The organism is Priestia sp. JNUCC 25 (genome assembly GCF_053667915.1).
On record NZ_JBSJYE010000006.1, the window covers coordinates 75856 to 90629 of the forward strand.

The 14774-nt window shown below is 36.4% G+C and carries 17 protein-coding genes; 1 reads left to right on the forward strand and 16 read right to left on the reverse strand.

The window, feature by feature from the left end:
• Position 1: 1 nt before the first annotated feature.
• The 13 genes from JNUCC25_RS28315 to JNUCC25_RS28375 form a co-directional block, all read right to left on the reverse strand.
• Positions 2–730: a hypothetical protein gene (locus tag JNUCC25_RS28315; protein WP_454223438.1), complete on the reverse strand. Its 729-nt coding sequence runs from the start codon at positions 728–730 to the stop codon at positions 2–4.
• Positions 731–863: 133 nt separating this feature from the next.
• Positions 864–1520, reverse strand: coding sequence for a hypothetical protein (locus JNUCC25_RS28320; RefSeq protein ID WP_454223439.1), 657 nt, complete (start codon positions 1518–1520; stop codon positions 864–866).
• Between the two features lie 62 nt (positions 1521–1582).
• The gene (locus tag JNUCC25_RS28325) at positions 1583–1870 is read right to left on the reverse strand and encodes a DUF5592 family protein (protein WP_454223440.1); all 288 of its coding nucleotides are present in this window, start codon (positions 1868–1870) and stop codon (positions 1583–1585) included.
• A 39-nt stretch (positions 1871–1909) separates the two neighbouring features.
• A complete protein-coding gene (locus tag JNUCC25_RS28330; RefSeq protein WP_454223441.1) occupies positions 1910–4486 on the reverse strand; it encodes a pLS20_p028 family conjugation system transmembrane protein in 2577 nt (858 codons plus the stop codon).
• Positions 4487–4509: 23 nt separating this feature from the next.
• Positions 4510–4716 carry a hypothetical protein gene (locus tag JNUCC25_RS28335; RefSeq protein WP_454223442.1) on the reverse strand — a complete coding sequence of 69 codons (207 nt, stop codon included), beginning with the start codon at positions 4714–4716 and terminating at the stop codon, positions 4510–4512.
• Complete coding sequence (locus tag JNUCC25_RS28340; protein WP_454223443.1) at positions 4713–7319, reverse strand: VirD4-like conjugal transfer protein, CD1115 family; 2607 nt, start codon at positions 7317–7319, stop codon at positions 4713–4715. The genes JNUCC25_RS28335 and JNUCC25_RS28340 overlap by 4 nt, the downstream gene beginning before the upstream one ends.
• Complete coding sequence (locus tag JNUCC25_RS28345; RefSeq protein WP_454223444.1) at positions 7309–7818, reverse strand: hypothetical protein; 510 nt, start codon at positions 7816–7818, stop codon at positions 7309–7311. The genes JNUCC25_RS28340 and JNUCC25_RS28345 overlap by 11 nt, the downstream gene beginning before the upstream one ends.
• A 15-nt stretch (positions 7819–7833) precedes the next feature.
• Positions 7834–8958: a hypothetical protein gene (locus tag JNUCC25_RS28350; RefSeq protein WP_454223445.1), complete on the reverse strand. Its 1125-nt coding sequence runs from the start codon at positions 8956–8958 to the stop codon at positions 7834–7836.
• Between the two features lie 67 nt (positions 8959–9025).
• Positions 9026–9331, reverse strand: coding sequence for a hypothetical protein (locus JNUCC25_RS28355; protein WP_454223446.1), 306 nt, complete (start codon positions 9329–9331; stop codon positions 9026–9028).
• 21 nt (positions 9332–9352) lie between these two features.
• Complete coding sequence (locus JNUCC25_RS28360; RefSeq protein WP_097825489.1) at positions 9353–9604, reverse strand: hypothetical protein; 252 nt, start codon at positions 9602–9604, stop codon at positions 9353–9355.
• 28 nt (positions 9605–9632) lie between these two features.
• Entirely contained in the window at positions 9633–10097 is a 465-nt protein-coding gene (locus tag JNUCC25_RS28365; protein ID WP_454223447.1) for a hypothetical protein, read from the reverse strand.
• A 482-nt stretch (positions 10098–10579) separates the two neighbouring features.
• On the reverse strand, positions 10580–10828 hold the full coding sequence (locus tag JNUCC25_RS28370) for a hypothetical protein (protein ID WP_047933333.1): 249 nt from the start codon (positions 10826–10828) through the stop codon (positions 10580–10582).
• 37 nt (positions 10829–10865) lie between these two features.
• A complete protein-coding gene (locus JNUCC25_RS28375; RefSeq protein ID WP_029325371.1) occupies positions 10866–11072 on the reverse strand; it encodes a helix-turn-helix transcriptional regulator in 207 nt (68 codons plus the stop codon).
• A 149-nt stretch (positions 11073–11221) separates the two neighbouring features.
• Between JNUCC25_RS28375 and JNUCC25_RS28380 the strand changes: the two genes are divergently transcribed.
• Positions 11222–11656: a helix-turn-helix domain-containing protein gene (locus JNUCC25_RS28380; protein ID WP_454223448.1), complete on the forward strand. Its 435-nt coding sequence runs from the start codon at positions 11222–11224 to the stop codon at positions 11654–11656.
• Positions 11657–11811: 155 nt separating this feature from the next.
• Here the strand turns inward: JNUCC25_RS28380 and JNUCC25_RS28385 are convergent, their stop codons facing one another.
• The 3 genes from JNUCC25_RS28385 to JNUCC25_RS28395 are packed head-to-tail and all read right to left on the reverse strand — an operon-like array spanning position 11812 to position 14454.
• Positions 11812–12441: a response regulator transcription factor gene (locus JNUCC25_RS28385; protein ID WP_280157777.1), complete on the reverse strand. Its 630-nt coding sequence runs from the start codon at positions 12439–12441 to the stop codon at positions 11812–11814.
• Positions 12410–13822, reverse strand: a complete 1413-nt coding sequence (locus JNUCC25_RS28390) for an ATP-binding protein (protein WP_454223449.1) — start codon at positions 13820–13822, stop codon at positions 12410–12412. Before JNUCC25_RS28390 ends, JNUCC25_RS28385 begins: the two co-directional genes overlap by 32 nt.
• Positions 13819–14454, reverse strand: coding sequence for an HAD hydrolase-like protein (locus JNUCC25_RS28395; protein ID WP_454223450.1), 636 nt, complete (start codon positions 14452–14454; stop codon positions 13819–13821). The genes JNUCC25_RS28390 and JNUCC25_RS28395 overlap by 4 nt, the downstream gene beginning before the upstream one ends.
• Between the last annotated feature and the right edge of the window lie 320 nt (positions 14455–14774).

Sequence of the window (14774 nt, forward strand, 5' to 3'; positions counted from 1 at the left end):
CTTATTGTTTATTACCAAGCTTGGCGTTTTGATTGTAGAGTTTGTAAAGAAGATTAATTTGTTTTTCATCCGAAACAGGTAACAGAGGGATAGCCAGTTGAATATCTCGCATAAATTGGTCTTTTCGCTCTTTTACAGCGAGTTCAGTTGGTCCATATAGGAAAAGAAAGTATTCTCGATTGGTTCGCCCCCATTCTAAATATTGAAGCTCTTTTAACTTTTTTCGTAAGAATCGAAGCGATAACGCATTATTGGCCTCTTGAATCTTCTTTTCAAGATACTGTTGTTGCTTTTGTGTTGAAACGGGCAAGTTTAATGAGATGATTTTAAACGGATCTTTGTCGCCCTGGTATGTTTTAGCCAGTGTATAAATATTGCGTCCTGCTTCTTGGTCATGCATGGCATTGATATCTGTACTTTGAAGCTGCCAGATTCCAAAAAAGCCTCCATCATCTTTTAACTGAAATAACCCACTATCTGTTTGATCGATAATGGGAATAATATCAGCCACACTTTTTTTCACCTCCGGTAATTTCTCTTTCTTTTTTTCCTTTTCAGCCTTTGGAAGTTGTAACAGAGAAAAAGGATTCTTTTTCTTTGCACGAGCGATCTGTTTATCCATCTCTTTTTCGTCAAAAAGAAGCGATGTCTTTGCTATCTTCTCTTTAGGAACAGCTGGGATGAAGGTAGAACTCTCTTTTTCTAGTATTCTTTCATCAAATAATGCCATCTTTCTTATCCTCCTTGTGGCCTTTAAATAAGCTTCACTCAAAACATTAGTAACACCTATAGATAATCAAAGAGAAAGGGCATGTTTCGAAAAAAACAAACGAAAACATGCCCTAATTGAATAAAGTAAGGATTTAAATAAAATATGGATTATTCAAATCATTATTGTTAATCACTACATCCGCGCTAAATTGTGGTTGATGTTCATCTAAATAGATTTTTGACGCTGCATGATATCTTTTAATAAACATTTCCTCGGCCTTTTCATAGCTTCCAAAGGCTTGCTCTTCTCGTTTGGCTCCCCTTTTTCTAGCTAATTCAAAGTCAGCACTAACGAATATTTTAAAATCATATAGGTTGCATAATTGCTTTTTAAATAGAAAAGTTCCATCTACAATTAAAATCATATCCTTAGTTGCTAGTTGAATATTGGATTTAACATATTGATCTGTCGCTAAGTCTAAAGAAGCTGCTTGATACTGACAGTTACCCTCAGGTCCTAAAGGAATTAAAAGCTTATGCTTAAATGATTCATAATCATGGGCATCTTGGTAATAGCCAAGAGCTGACTCTTTTCCCTGACGGTAACGAATAGATCTCGGGTTATGAAAATGATCTATACTTGTTCTAATCACATTCTTTCCCCTATTTTGAAGTTCCTCAGTGAGTTCATTAGCAAGTGTTGTCTTTCCTGAGGATGTAATTCCACTAACCCCTACTCGTATGGGGTGTCTTGTCTTTAAGCTCAATACTTTATTAGCTAATTCAGAAATAAGTTTTTTTCTTAACATGTGATCTCCTTTCCAAACACTGATGCCTTTATTTTTCTATCTATAATATGAATAACCTCTTATTATTCATCTCGGTCAATAGCACAATATGTGCTCTTTTTCCTTACCAATGTAAGTAACAGCGCCTCATACATTCGTTTTTTAGGGTTCGTACTTGGTCTAACGATCATCAACACTCCAAATATACTCATGAAGATATAAAAGGGAATTTGGAGCGTAGGATGAATGAAAAACCGTAACATCATCGTGACCATCAGTAAGCCAATAATGAACAACAAATCGAAGAGATAAAGTGATTTATTAATCTTTAATTCCGTCGAGATTTCTTTCGGAATGTTATAGTTTGCCATGATTCTTCTCCTCCCTATAAAAAAGAGAAGTAACGCTTGTTACTTCTCTTCTGGTTTATTTCGTTTCTTTGATCCAAGATTTCGTAAATCTCGCCCTGTATTTCGTCCAATTTGATAAGAACGTTTTGTTTTGTGGATTGTTTGCGAATTATCAATACGTTCTTTTACCTTTCCTACCCCTCCCTTAAAGTTATCTTTTACCACTTGTGCAATATTGCGTGTTTCTATCCGGTTCTGATCTGGCATTGGAATATCGTCTGTTGAAGCAGGAACTGTGTCTTTTTCAATCTGTTGTTTTCCTTGGCGAGGTTCCTGTGTAGCTGCCACTTGGGCTTGGGCTTGATCCATCCCTGTCGGTATGGAAACAGACGGTTCTCTTGTTGGTGTAGGATAACTTCCACTTTCTACAGAAGATCCACCTTCACTTGTACTTCCGCCGTAACCGAAAGTTTGAATTTCTTCATGAACAGGTGTATTCACATTTCCTATAGAGGAGCTGCCTCCATTTGCACCTCCACTATGACCAGAAGCCTGCATTTCACCATGTAGAGGAGTACTTGCCTTTCCTACAGAAGAGCTGCCTCCGTTTGTACTTCCACTATGACCAGAAGCCTGCATTTCACCATGTAGAGGAGTACTTGCCTTCCCTACAGAGGAGCTGCCTCCATTTGTACTTCCACTATGACCGGAAGCCTGCATTTCATCATGTAGAGGAGTACTTGCCTTTCCTACAGAAGAGCTGCCTCCGTTTGTACTTCCACTATGACCGGAAGCCTGCATTTCATCATGTAGAGAAGCACTTCCACTTTCTACAGAAGATCCAGTACCTTCACTTGCACTTTCACCATAACCAGAGGCTTGCATTTCATCATGTAGAGAAGCATTCCCACTTTCTACAGAAGATCCGGTACCTTCATTTGCACTTTCACTATAACCAGAAGCCCCCATTTCATCATGTAGAGAAGCACCTCCACTTTCTACAGAAGATCCAGTACCTTCATTTGCACTTTCACTATAACCAGAAGCCTCCATTTCATCATGTAGAGAAGCACTTCCTCCTTCTACAGAGGAAGTTGATCCTTGGCTATTAGTAGAAACACCTGCTGCTTGCATCTCATCCTGTAAAGAACTGCCTTGACCTTGACCTGCCCCTTTTCCTTCCGAAGAATTCCCTTCAGTATTTTTGCCCCCTTCTTGTTTCTCAGTAGAGGATAATCCCTGTTGTTGAGCCTTTTGCTCATTTCCTGCGTTTTGACCTTTAGAGGCAGCGTTTCCTTTCTCACCTGCCATTCCTGCCTTTTTCATTTCTTCATGCAGAGCTGGTTGTTTTTCTTTATTTCCTTGTGTAGCTAACCCTTTACCAAAACCTCCAACTCCTGCTGCTGTCTGAAGAGCACCACTACCAAGACCTTTTCCTACACCACCAATCCCTTTGGCAAGGTTGGCTCCTCCTTTTGCTGTTCTTCCTATCATATTTATGCCACTTTCAAGTCCTTTTGCCATCGCAAAACCTCCTGCCAGAGCGCCCCAACCACTTTTGAGTCCCGCATCGATGCCAAAGAGACGTTCACACATGATCGGGCCATCTACAACGGCAATACTAAAGGCGATTAATGCGATAAGATACGGAATACCTTCTAGCTTATCGCTAATAAAGACCGTTCCCATTAAATAAACCTTCATGGATATAAAAATCATAATTGTCACTAGAAATGTATTCAGGATATTTTTTAAAACAGCTTTTAACTTCTGCCCATCTGCTACATCGGCAGGCGCAACTAATTGGGCCAGAATCGCATTGAACCCTAGCTCGTAACATAGTTTTGCTAACTTAATAGACGTAAATAATAATGTCATTCCTATCACAAAAAGAGAAATGGCAATCGTCCAAAAATTCCATGACCATCGATAATAAAGTTCCGGAAAGAAATCAAACCATCCATTATCTAATTCAACTAACCCCTCTTTTCCATCTGGTGCAATTGCTGTTTTGCTTTCTAATATCTTCTTACTATCATTACTTAAATCTTTTCCTTTACTAACCTGAAAATCTTTATCAATTTTTTGTGTAATATCAATCATCATAATATTCTTTTGAGGGACTTTGTTCGGTTCTTTTAATTCTGGACTCTTCCATTTTGTGAGATCAAATTGCGCTACATCTGTTATATTACTTTTAATAATTTTTTCACTTACCGTTCCTTTTTCATTTAAATCTACGGCTTCAATGGCTTGATCGGTGAACTTATCAGCTTTTAACATACTCGTGTTTAATAAAAGCAAGACTGCCATTGAGATAAAAATGTTAATCATGATCTGTTCACGATTGACTTTCTTCTGAATAATCAACATGTAGCCGATATACAGAAAGGAAAAGGCCAGTAACACATATAAAAAGGGTTGAAGCTTCGTAATAAAGTCTTGAATGTCAGGTGAATTAAAAAACGATTTAACGCCTAATACACTGTCTGTAATCCCTTCTAGTCCATCCACTAGAAATGAAAGAACTTGAATACATCCCCACCCCAATTTCCGTAATAAATAAGTGAGGATATTTCCAACATCTAAGTACTCTGAGAACTCATGTAGCTTTTTAAGAATTTCTTCATCCTTCATCTGCTCATCTCCTTACGAGGGTATTACATGCCTTGAAATAACGTATCAACCGTTATTTCTAATCGTTCATCCAGAGGAGAAACACGAATTTGTACAGGTGCTTCTCCTTCCTGCCCTTTTTCCAAGTGGATAGTGCCATCTAGTAAGCCAATTAGCACTTGATGTCCTTCCTTCACAATCGGTTCATAGTCCTCTAAAATACGCTCTAATTCCTTTGAAATACTTGTCATTCTTTCTCCCCCTTTTGATAGTAAGCTTCTTGTTCTTCCATCTCATGTTGCAACTTCTTAATGATGGTAGTTATTTTTGTTTGAAGAAGTTGATGGACATTTTTACTTAGTTGGTCACTAACTCCTAGCATATTTAATTCCTCTTCAAACTCACTCATGGACTGTTGCTCAATCTCTTCCACCGTTTTATTCATTGCTTTTGGTAAATGTACTTTTAAAGCAGTAGAAACGTTCTTATCTCCACCGAAGAACTCCTTGACTGTCTTAGTTTTATAGTTCTCATATGTTAGAGGAGTAAACGGATCGTCGGCTAGTTCCTCTTCTTTTTCAACCGATGGAGGTTGTGATTGAAAAGGAAAGAAATTATGGATCACCAAGGATCTTGGATTGACTTGTTCATGTAAAGACGAAATATCAATATCTAGAATCGAACGATCCGTGTCAAAGTCCTCTCCGAGGTATTCCCAACGGTATTTCAACGCTGTTTTTCCAGTATTATAAATCGGATGTGCTTTAATTCTCTGACGTTCTTTATCTTGACGTTTTACCACACGCACAACCACACTTTCTCCTTCTTTAAGTTCCATTAACTCATTGGGTGTTAATAATGGTTTTCCATCCACTCCCTCTGTTTTGCTTTTATCCGTTGATAACCCTTTCCCACTTCGAGAGATAGAATTGATGGTGCCATCCCCTAATTTTTGTGAAATGGTCTTCGATGTTTCATAGTTATTGCTTAAAATATAAATCGTATTCCCACAGTTTCCTTCAATCGTTTCAGCATCATCTCCATATTTATTTTTTAGTTGTGCATAGGCTTGAATCACTAAGTTAAAACGTATATTTCGTCCTAAACAAACCGTGATAATGTTGGACATTCCCTCGATTGCTGGCATGTTGCCAAATTCGTCTAACAACACCACTACTTCTCGATGACACTTGTTTCCTCGTGCCAATGAAGCATTTTTAGAAAGCACATAATATAACTGCCGAACAAAAATGGAGGCTATTACATGGTTACTTGAATCATAATCCGGTGTGACCATAAAAATGGCGATTGGTTTTGTAAAATACGTCACTTCTTTCACATGAATAGTGGGATGTTGCTTCTCCACCGTAAACGTCGTAGCTCCTGTTTCTTTTGTGATCCTATTAATCGATATAACGGTTTCAAGCCTCGATGAAGTAACAATTTTATCACTCAGCTTTTCAGTTAACATAATTTCATCATTCTGCTTTACTTCGCTTGTAAAGTTGACCTCAAATAACCCTTTGGCATCCGTTTTAATCGTTTCTGTTTGACCATCTGGAAAGATGATTTCTAAGCGAGTAAGAGGTGCTGCTTTTCCCTTGATCGTTTTTCCAAAGCCCACACGCTTCAAATCGACGCTGTTTTCAGAGGTCATCTTGGCGATTTCATCAAACGTAAAAATGGATAATCCATTCATCGTTTGGGTGAAGATTCCTCCTCTTGTCGTACCTTTTGAGAAGTTTGAAGTCGCATACTGCATTTTGGCGACACTCTCTGTTGGCAGCCCGTCAAAGTACAAGTCTAACGCATTTTGAGTATCTCCTTTTTTATTAATCACAACCTCTTTCGATCCTAACTCCGACAACATATTCGCCACCGTGTACATCGTGATTTTATTTTCTTCCTTTTCCTTAATACACTTATCTGTTACAGCTAGAATCATGGCATTACATAAACTCATGGCACATTGTTGCCAGAACGGATCTTTGGCATTTGGATTGTAATAAAGCGTATACGATAAAGTGTTACATAACGCTTGAGCTGTTGAATAGTCACCATCCTTATACGTTTCTTTGATCATTTCTAACAGGTTATAACTCATCGATTCTAATGGATTGAGTAAGTTTAAAACTTCAACATGATAGCCTCTTTCCTCTAACGTATTTTTAGAAGCTGCGAGCAGCTCCCCCTTAGGATCGTTGCAGACTAGGGAAGGTTGTTTTTCAGCTCGTGAGTAGATATCAATCGTTGGAAAAACAAAGGTTTCCCCTTTCCCTGATCGTGTAATCCCAATAATCAAATTGTTAACGGGTGTGTCATCAATTAGCATGTAATTTTTCTTCGTAAAGAATCGATGTGTGTGGAGAAGCTTCTGTATTCCCTTTAGAGCTTTGTACTCTTTCCACGTTTGAATCAGGTCATAGGTTTGAATACGGGAAACAGGAACACCACCTCCCCCTTGATAGGTTGTCGTTTTTTCAGGTACTTTTCGATATTGCTTTTTTAATTCACGCCTTGTTGTAAAACGTCCCGACCCTTTTTGATTGTGGTTTAAATCTTTGAAGTTAGATCGAATATTGTAAGCGAATTTTGCCGTTAATAAGGCAGCCACTAGACACATCGTTGCATATAAAGGCGCGTACTGTTGAAGATGAATCTCTGTCAAAAAGGATGTTTCTAGATGAAATGGCTGCGGCTCAAACACATCGCTAAACGTTGTTTGAATCAGGCTTCGCATCATATTAAAAAGAAAGTTCAAGATGAGAAGAATAGATACAAAAAAACAAGCACTTACAGGAATAAGTACTTGTTTTTCAGCGATCACATATTTGATTGACTTATTAGGTTGCATCTCTCATTCCCTCCTGGTCAATCTCTTCAGAAGTAGGAATAACATAATAGGCACTCGATGAAAGAGAGAAGAAGGTCTGATCTCTTGCCTCATATTGATGTTGAAGGTAACGAAAAGCCGTGTTAATGTCCCATTGTACCTCTTTCATATCCTCTTCTGTCACCATATAGGCTTCATTACAAACTAAGTCGTCTTTTTCTTGTTGAGTAAGCTTGGAGATATCTAGGGGTGGCATCGTTGGTTTTGTGCATAATCGAAACTTGAATGCATATTTCAAAAAATCATCTGTAAGTGTGATTGAATCAGCATTTTTAAAGATAATGACAATCTGATGCTCTAAAAGAATGACATTATGAACGCTGTTCGCAATACGTTGAGCATGGAGTTGAGTCGTGTAAAACGTGCCTAATTCGATTTCTAAAAATAAATCTTCTTCATAATACTCAACACCTACCACAAAGGTTTGCTTCTCCTTTTTCATTTTCGCTCGTATATACATCCTATCCATCCTTTCTTATAAATTCTTTAAAGCTTCTTCTTGTTTCTTTTGTTGATCCGTTAACGACTTGATTTTATTTTCATCCTTTTTGTCTTTCTTGTTCTCTTCCTCCACTTGTTTTTTCGTTTCTTCTATCTCCTTTTTCATTTTTTCATAGGTTTCTATTTTTTGATTCAAGTCTTGGCTTTGAATATGTGCTGCTGCTTCTTTGGCCTCCTTTACTTTATCTAGCTTCAGATATCCATAACCCTTCATTTCATATCGTTTATCGGTCATTTCTACTCCTGATTGGCTCATCATATCTTCCCAACGTTGTTCGTGATAGGCAAGATCAAAAGCTCCATTTGGCGAAGGAAACGCTTGTTGAAACTCTTTTAACTCGTTAACATCCCCCTTCTCTGAAATCATGCTTTCCACTACTTCTGGATGGTTCCCCTGAAGATGAACAGCTTCCTCATACTTTTTTTGATCAACGAGAAGGCTCATATAAACGTTTTTCTGTTCTTTCGTAAGGCTTTGTTCACCAATAGAAGAAAGCCGTTTTAAAGCCCCTTGTGAATCCCCTAAGAGCGCCCTTTCATATGTTCCTGTTATTTTTTGTTCCAGTTTGACTTGTTTTTGTAAATCGTGAATTGTTTCAGCTCGATCTTGAGAAGTAGCCACTGTTGAAAAACATGTTGCTGAAAGGATAAGAAGAGATAAAATCCCTCCACTATAGATCAACCTTCGATTACGAGTAGAAAGGACAGGTGTTTGATTCGTTTGCACATCATTTTCTTTTTCTTTAGAGGAAGAAAAAGAACCATCTGTTGTTTTCAGATGGTCCGGTACTTCCTTTTCCAGTTGTTCAAGAAAACTTCTCTTTCGAGCTTCCTGTATATCGTCCATTTTTAAAGAGCTTAACTTTTGCTTAATATGAGCGACTACATGGCGAGCGTGACCCTCCCCAATGGACAATGTTCCGGCATATACTTCTTGATCTTCTTCATCGAGGATAAAAAAATCTGCATGAGCCTTTTTTCTAGTACGTTGATACTGTGTTTCTAATGTTTCTGTGATCTCGCATGCTTCTGGAATTGATAACTTTTGAAATGACTTTAACTCTTTTGTCTCACTTTTTATAAACATGACAGACAGCATGTTTCTCCATTCCTTTCTTCTAAAAATAAGCATAGAAAAAAGCTATACAATCAACTGTATAGCTTTCTTAGCTTCCGAATCGGATATTTGTATTTACACCTTCAGCTAGTGCATAAGCACCCATGACAACTACTAAACCAACTGCGCCTCCAACAAACCATGCAATACATTTATGACGACCTCGTTCTCCACCTAAGATTAAGTGATAACCACCTACACAAAAGGCAAGAGCTGCCGCAACCATTGCAATACGCTGCATCCATTTGATAATAGACTTTCCACTTTCTATGAGGCCATTCATACCGTCAGCCGCCCCAAGGGTTAAATGCGAAGTTAACTGCGTCACATCAACGCTATTTAATAAATTTAACATGTGTTTCACTCCTCTTTTTCGTTAATTTTGAGTTACTGGAATGCTTTGTGGTCTTACAGGAACTTGTTCAGCTACTTTTGGTTCGCTTTTCTCTTCCTCCTCTTCTTCTTGACCTGTAAAGGCACTTAATGCTTGAAGAATTAAATCTTGATTTTCCTCAATAAACTGTTGGTGCTGTTGATGTAACCAGTCGTTGTATTTGTTTCCATTCACTTTCAACAACTTTTCCACGAGGTCTTTCGATTTCTTTAATTCTTTTTGGGAGATCGTCAAGATACCACCACCTTTCAAAGCTTACCTCTTATTTTTCGAAATACAGTTCTTTTGAGGTTTCAATAAAATGAGATAGTTCTGTTTCTAGTTGAGATGAATCATATTCATCTAGTTTATTTTGCTGTTTTAATTTACCATTCTTATAAGCAGCTAAGGTATCCGTTTTTTGAGTTACACCGTAATCACTCTGACTTTTTGTACCATCAAATTGTGGATCATAACTGTTAAGTTCTTTTCCATCTACTTCGTTTTTTTCTAGGGCATTTTTAACTTCGTTCATGTATACACTTCGGTTATTCTTGTCAAAGGAATACATCACGAATCCTGTGCCATCTTCTTTCATAAATTTTTTCATTTCTAGAGGGTGTAATTCTTCTAGTTCACCATTTCCTTTCACTTCACTTGAATTGTAGGAAGAGACAAACGCTGTGCCTATTCCTAGAGACACAACGATTCCTGCAACCGCAGAAATTAACCATTTTTTGTTTTTCATAACCATTCTCCTTTGTTCTTAATATTCAGACATAACAAGCGATTCTGAAACCTACCGAGAGTAATATTTTACCATATGTTTAGCGATCATCTCTGTCTTTTCAAGGCTATGAAAGGAAATATATACCCGTTTCTGGCTGGAAGGGCAAACCCTATATTGGCATGCATAGTTTTCACTAAGCCCAATAATGCACAACGTTTTCGGCATGTACGAAGAACCTCGTGTATCTACCGATTAGAGTGTTGTCGCTTCTTCGGAGTTACCCTCACGCCATCACTCTTCACAGATCATGGATACACCGTCACTGTTTTGGTGCTAGATCACCGATGAGTTTTAGGACGCACTCATCGAACCTTTTCGTTATCGTATACCTTAACCCCCTTGTGATCCGTTTAGGGGAGGCACGCAATATAAGATTGTCAAGGTACCACTTCTCGTGCTCTCGGCACGTTTCAAAATCGCTTGTATGCTGCATCTAAGAACTAGCAGGTCTTTTGTAAAACTTCCTTCAATTCCTCATCTTTTTTTCTTCGCTTGGCGACGATGGTATGTGCCTGATCCATCACTGAGCGTACTTCATAATAAATATCAGCTACACGTTTGACATCGCCTGTGCCTTTTTCTACTGCTATCCCTCCTTTTAACGTATACAACTTTCCATCAAAGGTTTTAGCACTTTTCGCCCGTGCATCTGATATATCATAGAATGCTAGTCGCTTTTGTGCTTCCATGTTCATCGCCCCTTTAAGCTGTTAAGTATTTAAAAACTTAGTTCATATCCTTCTGACCTGGTAAGAAAATATCTTCTAATCTAAGATCCAATGCCTCTGCGATTTTCTTCATATTTTCAAACGTTGGATATTGACGAGTCCCATTTTCGATTTGAGAAATAGTGGGTTGCGGGACTCCTGATAACTGAGCTAAATAAGTTTGGCTCCATTTCTTTTCTAACCTCTTTTCTCGTATGGTCTTTATTTCCAGCACCTCCTTGAACACAGTATATTCTATATAGAATAGTTTAGTCAACAATTTTTATTCGATATAGAATATTTTTTACCAAAAACACTCTTTATTTATTTCTGATATAATAAAATTAAAAAATTTTGCAATTGGTGGATGAATTTATGGATCAATTTAACCTCGAACTTGGAAATAACATTAAAAGCTTTAGAAAGTCTATATTTATGTCGACTACTACATTAGCCGAGCTTTCTAGTACTTCACAAGGTACGATAAGCAAGATCGAAAACGGTCATTCAACTTCCGATATTAAAACGTTAATAAGGATTTGTAAGGCATTAGGAGTTACCCTATATGACGTGCTGCCAGATGATATTTCGAAAGAATTTAAAACAGATAACCCAAGTAAAGCACAATTATTTAACATCCTAAATGACTTGTCACCATCAGAAATCAAAGTCATTTTGACCTTACTTACAACAGACATAATACCTGTATTAACTAACCTATCTCCCGTAATAAAAGCATTTGAACAACTGGGGGAAAAGGAAAGAAAGCTTTTCACAGACCTTCTAGAATCCATGAAAAGTAACTCCTAAATATAGGATATATAAGTTCTGAAAACTTGCATACTGTGATTTTTCATCACCCTATTTTGGAAATGGGGTGATATTTTTTCACCCTTTTTTAGACAAGGGGTGACGAAATATCACCCATTTTGCAAACGAAAAAAGTGACTTGTTAATTTAACAAGTCACTTTAGGCCGCCGGTTTTTACTTTATTTATAAGATCTTTTGTATTAGATACCGATAATTTTTTGAAGATGTTTTTAAAATGTGTTTTCAGTGTATTGTCGGATTTATGTGTCTCTAGCGTAATTTTCTTACGTGAGTATCCTTTTTCAATATATTCAAAAACTTCTCTTTCTGCATTTGTTAAATCTTTAAGCTGCTCCTCAGATTTTAAACGACGAAATTCTTTTAATACAGCTTCGACTGGACTAGATTCATTGTTGTAATTAGAACGAATGATTTCTGGTATGCGATGTACATCCTTCTTCAATATATAATCTGATGCTCCTGCCATAAATGCCTTTTGAATAATGTCTTCCTCTGACATAGACGTTAGCATTATTACCTTTGATTTTTTTTCACGTTTCAATTCTAGAGCTGTATATATGCCATCAAGATTAACCCCTGACAAATTAATATCTACAAGGAAAATGTCTATATTGTTTAAACCATGTGAAAGAGTGATCCCTTCCTCCTGCGTTTGAGCACACCCTACTAGAATCATGTCTTCTTCCTTACCAATTAGGTTTTCCATTATGTTAAGCCAATCTGGATCGTCTTCAATTAGTACTACTCGAATTGGATTTTTCATAAACATCACCCTTTTTTAAATGTATTGGAAAGGTTAATTTGATTGTAGTTCCTTCATCAACCTTACTTTCAACTTTCAAGTCTCCACCAGTGTTAAACATTACTTCAAAACAATGATTTAATCCCAATCCATAATTTAAATCACCTTTTTTCTTAGTACTAAAAAAAGGATCAGTAACATGTTTCAAATTCTCTGATGGAATACCCATTCCATTATCAGAAAAAGTAACGATTATATTTTTACTGTTCTTAGGTGAAATAGTTACCTTTATTACTCCTCCATCGTCAACTGCTTCAATTGAGTTTTTTAATATATTTATGAACACTTCGTAGGTCTGCGTACGATCACAATATACGGTGTTTTTCTCTGATGAATAAAGTTTTTTGACCTTTATATTCTTCTTGTATAAATCCAATTTCAAATCTTCCAGGCTTTCATCTACTAACTTATTCAAGTCATTTTGGCTTTTTATAATCTCTATCTCCTGTGTTTTGCTATGCATACGCTCAATGATCTCTGTCAAATGTTTAGAACTACGATTTATAATTTCAATTGAATTTTGAGAAGATGGATTAAGTTCATCTACGTTTATAGTTTGTAAGCTTGAATTAATTTTATAAATTTGATTCTTTATAGCATGGTTTAATAATGCTGTTCCTTTGTTGATTGCTTCTCTAGTCTTTTTATGAGCCTCTCTCTCGTAACGCAGCTTAATTCCATTAAGAGATCCAGCACCCTTTTTCAGAGCTTTCCATAGAAAAATAAAGAATGCTAATACGAGAAAAACAATCATATAGCGCCAATATTGATGATGATTGTCTATTGCTCTTACAATATAATTTAAAATTAAAGCTGATAACATGACAGGAAATGAAATAGAAATTGTGGTAATGCGTTGCTGTTTCTTGTTGGGATCACTCTCTGTATACCAAGCGTATATATGGACTAAACAGGCAGCAATAATATAAGGAACTGCCCAATATAACATAGAATGAAAATCCGGTATTATATCAGGGTAATACACGGTTGTTTTGAGCATAAAAATAATCGGGATAGGTAAAAGATACTTACAGGTTTGGATAACTCTTTTAGTGAACTTATCACTATAAGTAATGGCCCACATTAGTAAGGCATAAGGAAAAAAGTAAATAGAAATAAAGCCAGTTATAATTCTTAGGTAATATAAAAGCGAATCTAATAAAGCAAAATCCATATTGAATTTATCTAATGTAGGAAGAAAAGTCTCTATGGTAGCTCTAGAGAGTCCTGCAAATGCTGCACAAACTAGTACAAGAACCCCCCATCTTATAGATGGTGATTTAGGATCGTAACGATAGCTAATAATCGCAAATATTGTACTAATTAAAAAGAGAGCAATCATTTAGTATCATTCCGAACTATATCCATGATCTCTAATGGACTTCTAACCAAGAAATCAGGATTACTTTTAGATAAAAGTTCCTCTAAATCATACCCCCAAGTAACAGATATTATTGGAATCTCACTTTTTCTTGCAGCCACAATATCACGATGCTCATCGGCAATAAGGATAATTTCATCTTTTGCTACGTTATGTTTTTTCATGTAACTGTTCATTGTTGTATGTCTTCCAAAAAAGCGATTTGACTGAATAATTTCATCAAAGTATTCCATGTTATTTAATTTCAAAAACTTTTGGATATTTTCTTTAGAGTTAGCTGAAATCATAACAAGCTTAATTCCTAATTCTTTTAGGTTTTTAAGTACCTGTTTCATTTCTTGATTTACTTCTAATGTTGGAATTAATTTTTTGTATCGTTTAACAACATCCATAGTAAGCATAGGAACCTTTAACATGGGCACCTTATACTCTTTGAAACGTTCTTTTACAGTCAATGCTCTAATTCGGTCACTTTCACTTTGAGGGATTTTTTTGTAGTCATACTTATCGGCAAACTCATTAAAGAGATCGAACACAACTTGACCAGAATCTACAATAGTGCCATCAAAATCACAAATTATTGTTTTAAACATCTCTACACTTCCAATTCATTTAACTAATTAACTTTTTATAGAACACTCGTTTCCTTAATCCTATCAAAGTTCTAACCTCTTTCAAATAGAACATAATTACTTTATTTTACATTTAACCCAATTAAATATTTCCTGTATAAATTCTATTTATTGTAATTAAAATACATAATATTCTTGTTAACTACATTTTCCTTTCAATAAAAAGATACATTTTCCCTATATTTACATCCTATTTTTCTTAGAATATTCCCATAGATATTTTCATTAATAATAAAAACATCCCAATTGTAGCTATACAACCTGCTCTCTCTAATAGAATC